Raw genomic sequence first — 5,252 nt, forward strand, 5'->3', positions numbered from 1 at the left:
GGCCGCGGGTACGGGCCGCTGGTCGCCGATCCGCGCGGGCTGCTGGACCTGCCCGCGGGGTTCACGTACCGGGTGCTGTCCCGGACCGGCGAGCCGCTGCGCTCCGGCGAGGGCCCCGTGCCCGCCAACTGCGACGGCATGGCCGCCTTCGAGGCCGGCGGCGGCCGCGTGCGCCTCGTCCGCAACCACGAGAACCGCAGCACCGCCGCCCTGCGCGTCCCCGCGGTCCCCGGACTGACCTACGACCCCCAGGCGCTCGGCGGCTGCACCGCCCTGGAGCTGGACGCGGCCGGGCGGGTCACCGGGGAGCGGGTCGCCCTCGCCGGCACCGCCGTCAACTGCGCGGGTGGCCGCACCCCCTGGAACACCTGGCTGAGCTGCGAGGAGACCGAGGACCGCGCGGGCACCTCCGGTTACACCCGCGACCACGGCTACGTCTTCGAGGTGGACCCGGCCGACCCGCACCGCTCGGGCGCGGTGCCGCTCACCGCGATGGGCCGCTTCGCACACGAGGCCGTCGCCGTGGACCCGTACCGCGGGGTCGTCTACGAGACCGAGGACGCCTTCTTCCGGCCGTTCGGGCTCTTCTACCGGTTCCTGCCGGAGCGTCCGCTCGGCGGGCCCGGCTCGCTGCGGGCCGGGGGCCGGCTGGAGGCCCTCCGGGTGCCGGGGCTGGCGGACCTGGCGGTGGTCGACGAGCCCGGGGCGGTGTTCCCGGTGGAGTGGGTGCCCGTGCCCGACCCCTCGGCGGCCGGGACGCCGATCCGGCTCCAGGACTTCGGGCCCGGCGGGATCACCCACGCGCAGAAGCTGGAGGGCTGCTACTGGGGCGACGGCGGAGTGCACTTCGTGTCCAGCTTCGCGCGCAGCGGCGAGGGCGCGGCCGCCGACCACCACGGGCAGGTGTGGTTCCACGACCCGCGGCGCTCCACGATCCGTCTGGACGTGCGGTTCGGCCCGGCCGCCGACATCGCGCTGCCCGGGGACTCCCCCGACAACATCTGCCTGGCCCCGGACGGCGGACTGATGGTCTGCGAGGACGGCGGCGGCGCGCAGTACGTCTTCGGGGTGACGGAGGCCGGTGAGGTCTACCCGATGGCCCGCAACGCCGAGGACATCGGACGGCCCGGGGCCCCGGAGTGGGGGGAGTTCGCCGGAGTCACCTTCTCCCCCGACGGGCGGACTATGTACGTGAACGCCTACGCGCCGGGGACCACGTTCGCGGTGACGGGGCCCTGGCACTGATCTCGCGCTCCCGTTCGGTCTGCTGGAAGATCGTACGGAACCGACGGGATTGGGGTGGTCAGCGGTGGCAGGGAAGCAGAACGAGAATCGGCGATCGGCGAAGTCGCCCGAGAAGCAGCAGGAGAAGCGGGAGAAGTCCGCCGAGCCCGCGAAGGACACGAAGGACGCGAAGGACGCGAACGCCGGGAAGACGGGGAAAGCGGGGAAGCCGGGGAAGACGGGGAAGGCGGGGAAGCCGGGGGACGCCTCGAAGCAGGAGAAGGCGGCCGAGCGGGACGAGGCCGGGGGCCCCGGGGAGCCGTCCGAGGCCGACGGCTCCGGGGACCGGCCGCTGCGGGAGCTGCTGCGCGTCACCCCGGGCGAACGGCCGGACCTCGGCCGTCTCGACCCCGCCGCGACCCCCGGCGGCCCCGCCGGCAAGGCAGCCGGGGTGGTGGCCACCGCTCTGCTGGCGCAGCCGCTCGGCTCCCTCCAGGAGCGGCTCTACGCGGCGAGCACCGCCGGTGACCGCCGCCGGGTACTGCTCGTCCTCCAGGGCATGGACACCAGCGGCAAGGGCGGCACCCTCAAGCACGTGATCGGCCTGTTCAACCCGTCCGGCTGCCGGATCAAAGCCTTCAAGGCGCCCACCGAGGAGGAGCTGGGCCACCCCTTCCTCTGGCGGATCAAGCAGGAGCTCCCCCGGCCGGGCGAGATCGGCATCTTCGACCGTTCCCACTACGAGGACGTGCTCATCGCCCGGGTCCGCGAGCTGGTGCCGCGCAACCGGGTGCGCGCCCGGTACGCCCAGATCAACCGGTTCGAGAAGGCCTTGGCGGACGACGGTGTGACCGTGGTGAAGGTCTTCCTCCACATCGGCTACGAGGAGCAGCGGGACCGGCTCCTGCAGCGGCTGGACAATCCGGACAAGCACTGGAAGTTCAACGCGGGCGACATCGAGGAGCGCACCATGTGGCCCGCGTACCAGGAGGCGTACGAGGTGGCGCTGGAGCGCTGCTCCACCGATGCTGCGCCCTGGTACGTCGTGCCCGCCGACCGCAAGTGGTACCGCAACTGGGCGATCAGCACGCTGCTGCGGGAGCACCTGGAGGACATTGATCCGCAGTATCCGAAGGGGGCGTTCGATGTCGAGGAGTGTCGTAGGCGGCTGCTGGAGGGGTGAGTTCCGCCCGACCGCCTGTCGTTCATTCTTCTGATCGGTTAGTCATATATTTTGCGTACGTGACCACTTGCGTACGAAAAGTTGCTGCCGCAGCTGCCACGGCGGTGCTCGGCGCCGCCCTCGCCGGATGCGGGGACGGCGCCGGCGCGCCGGACGCCGGCCGCGAGGCCCGCATGGGCACCCCCGCCGCTTCGGCGTCCGCCTCGGCCTCCGCCTCCGGATCGCCTGCCGCCTCCCCGCAGGCCGGTGCGCCCGCCAAGCCTCCGACCATGGCGCCCGGCCCGAACGGACTGACTCCTGTCTTCGAACGGGCGAAGCAGCGGACGGACAAGACCGTGGCGCTGACCTTCGACGCCGACATGACCTCCGATCAGGGGCCGCGCGCCGCCGATGGGGAGCACTTCGACAACCCCGCGCTGATCTCGACCCTGCGCACCCTCAAGGTGCCTTCGACGATCTTCATGACGGGCCGCTGGGCCGAGGAGTACCCGGACCAGGCCAAAGCGATCGGCACCGACCCGAACTTCGAGATCGCGAACCACTCGTACAGCCACCACGCCTTCAAGTCCCCCTGCTACGGGCTGCCCGCGCTCGACGGCGCGGCCGCCCGCGCCGATGTCGACCGGGCCTTCGCCGCCTTCCGGCAGGCGGGTGCGGTCAACACCGTCCCCTACTTCCGCTTCCCCGGCGGCTGCTACGACGACCAGGCGCTGCGGGCCCTGTCCACGGCCCAGGTCACGGCCGTCCAGTGGGACGTGGTCAGCGGGGACGCCTTCGCCAAGGACCCGGGGGCCGTGGCCGAGCAGGTGCTCGACGGCGTGAAGCCCGGCTCGGTGGTGGTCATGCACTGCACGCGCAGCGCCGCCCCGGTCACCGAGGAGGCCGTCCAGCAGATCGTCCCGGAACTGCGCAAGCGCGGCTACCGGTTCGTGAAGGTGTCCGAGCTGATCGGCAAGTAGCCCGGAACTGAGCCCTCAGCCCGAGCAGGCGGTGCGCTGGGCTTCCTGCCACTCGCACACGGGGCAGAGCACCACGCCCGGGGTGAGGACCCCGTACTCGGTGGGCCTGCCGCACTGAAGGCAGTCCGCGTAAGGCGGTCCCGCCACCCGGCCGGCCGGGGCGGGAGGAGCGGGTTCGGCGGGTGCGGGGCAGTACGACGGGGTCTCGTCCGGCCGGTCCATGGGGCAAGCCTACCGGCGGACGACTCTCGGACAAGGGCTCGCGCGAGTACTGGTAGGAAACTTTCCTTCCTGTTAGTGTCCCGGGCGGCGGCTTGGCGCGGTGCCCACCCCCACGGGCATGACGCGCTCAGTGAGAGCTCTGACCCGGCCGCCGTGGCGCCGCCCCCTGCCCGCCCGCGGGCGGGTGCGGCGCCCCGCGCCAGTGTCCAGCTCTCGCCGCCCCCCTCAAGGCAGGGAGTTCCAGGTATGCGCCTGAACACCTCCGCTCATCCCCCTCTGTTACGCGGCAGACTTCGCACCCTCCTCCTCACCGGCCTCACCGGCCTCGCCGCACTCACGCTCGTCGGCGGGCTCCTCCTGGCCTGGCCCGGACGGGCGGGGGCGGCCGCCGACCCCCTCATATCCCGCGGGAAGCCCGCCACCGCCTCCTCCGCCGAGTCCTCCTCGCTGGGCGCGAAGAACGCCTTCGACGGCGACCCGGCCACCCGCTGGGCCAGCGCCGAGGGCAAGGACCCGCAGTGGATCCGGGTCGACCTCGGCGCCGGGGCCACCGTCTCGCGGGTACGGCTCACCTGGGAGGCCGCCTACGGCAAGGCCTACCGCGTCGAGGTCTCCGCCGACGGCGCCGCCTGGACCGCGCTCGCCACCGAGACCGCCGGCAACGGCGGCGTCGACGACTGGACCGGCCTTTCCGGCAAGGGCCGCTACCTGCGCGTCCAGGGCACCGCGCGCGGCACCTCGTACGGCTACTCGCTCTTCGAGGCCGAGGTGTACGGCACCGTCGGGGACGGGCCGCCGCCGGGCGGCTCCTTCACCGTCGTCGCCGCCGGTGACATCGCCGCTCAGTGCACGGCGTCCGACAGTGGGTGTGCGCACCCGAAGACGGCCGCGCTCGCCCGGCGGATCGACCCGAAGTTCTATCTGACGATGGGCGACAACCAGTACGACGACGCCCGGCTGTCCGACTACCGGGCCTACTACGACAAGAGCTGGGGTGCCTTCAAGTCCCGGACCCGGCCCGTCCCGGGCAACCACGAGACGTACGACCCGGCCGGCCCGCTCGCCGGGTACAAGTCGTACTTCGGCAGCATCGCCTTCCCGCAGGGCAAGAGCTACTACAGCTTCGACGAGGGCAACTGGCACTTCGTCGCCCTCGACTCCAACTCCTTCGACCAGGCCGCCCAGACCAACTGGCTGAAGGCCGACCTCGCCGCCAATACGAAGCCGTGCGTCGCCGCCTACTGGCACCACCCGCTGTACTCCTCCGGCGGGCACGGCAACGACCCCGTCTCCAAGCCGGTCTGGAAGATCCTCTACGCCGCACGGGCCGACCTGGTCCTGAACGGGCACGACCACCACTACGAGCGGTTCGCCCCGCAGGACCCCGAGGGCCGGGCGACGGCCGACGGGATCGTGGAGATCGTCGGCGGGATGGGCGGCGCCGAACCGTACCCGATCGAGGAGGTCCAGCCCAACAGCCAGAAGCGGATCAGCGGACCGTACGGCGTGGTGAAGCTGGACTTCACCGATTCCGGTTACGGATGGACCTACGTGGCCACCGACGGCCAGGTCAAGGACACGAGCCCGAAGTACAGCTGCCACTGATGTACCTGGCCGCCAACGGCCGCCCGGACGCGCCGCCCCGCCCCCCAGGGGTCCGGCGG

Annotated in this window: 5 protein-coding genes; 4 read left to right on the forward strand and 1 reads right to left on the reverse strand. The window is 72.4% G+C overall.

All coding sequences use genetic code 11. The features are described 5' to 3' along the window. The 3 genes from ACWGIU_RS28915 to ACWGIU_RS28925 form a co-directional block, all read left to right on the forward strand. A partial coding sequence (locus ACWGIU_RS28915; protein ID WP_453710650.1) for an alkaline phosphatase PhoX occupies nucleotides 1-1,245 on the forward strand: 1,245 nt, incomplete at its 5' end. 331 nt (nucleotides 1,246-1,576) lie between these two features. Continuing rightward, the gene (locus tag ACWGIU_RS28920) at nucleotides 1,577-2,407 is read left to right on the forward strand and encodes a PPK2 family polyphosphate kinase (RefSeq protein WP_453710657.1); all 831 of its coding nucleotides are present in this window, start codon (nucleotides 1,577-1,579) and stop codon (nucleotides 2,405-2,407) included. Nucleotides 2,408-2,466: 59 nt separating this feature from the next. Further along, nucleotides 2,467-3,366, forward strand: coding sequence for a polysaccharide deacetylase family protein (locus ACWGIU_RS28925; RefSeq protein ID WP_453710652.1), 900 nt, complete (start codon nucleotides 2,467-2,469; stop codon nucleotides 3,364-3,366). Between the two features lie 15 nt (nucleotides 3,367-3,381). Here the strand turns inward: ACWGIU_RS28925 and ACWGIU_RS28930 are convergent, their stop codons facing one another. After that, a complete protein-coding gene (locus tag ACWGIU_RS28930; RefSeq protein WP_453710654.1) occupies nucleotides 3,382-3,588 on the reverse strand; it encodes a hypothetical protein in 207 nt (68 codons plus the stop codon). Between the two features lie 246 nt (nucleotides 3,589-3,834). Between ACWGIU_RS28930 and ACWGIU_RS28935 the strand changes: the two genes are divergently transcribed. Continuing rightward, the gene (locus ACWGIU_RS28935) at nucleotides 3,835-5,193 is read left to right on the forward strand and encodes a discoidin domain-containing protein (RefSeq protein ID WP_453710656.1); all 1,359 of its coding nucleotides are present in this window, start codon (nucleotides 3,835-3,837) and stop codon (nucleotides 5,191-5,193) included. Nucleotides 5,194-5,252 lie beyond the last annotated feature (59 nt).

Source organism: Streptomyces sp. NPDC054840 (assembly GCF_053611065.1).